General features: G+C 50.8%; 1 pseudogene. It reads left to right on the top strand.

Annotation, left to right across the window (positions count from 1 at the left end):
- Positions 1 to 262: pseudogene (locus ASG38_RS18040) on the top strand (hypothetical protein); the annotation flags it as partial.

Raw genomic sequence — 262 nt, 5'->3', positions numbered from 1 at the left:
TGCAGATTCGGAAGGAAACTATTACCTGATTATCAGCCAGAGCGGATGTACCAGACAGTCAAATGCCATTTCACTAACCATAGGACAGATCAGTATCGCCAGCACATCGCCTGCTACGGACATCCTACTTCCGGGAGAAACCAAAACATTTACCGTAACGACAGATGCGGTGGCTCCGCAGTTTGCCTGGTTCCGCAACAACGACCCGATTCCGGGAGCCAACCAGAGCAGCTATACGGCTACACAAAACGGCACTTACAAG

The sequence above is a fragment of the Flavobacterium sp. Leaf359 genome (assembly GCF_001423985.1).
Lineage (GTDB): Bacteria > Bacteroidota > Bacteroidia > Flavobacteriales > Flavobacteriaceae > Flavobacterium > Flavobacterium lindanitolerans.
Note: the sequence above shows the minus strand (reverse complement) of the source record. Positions and strands in the feature narration are given on the sequence as shown.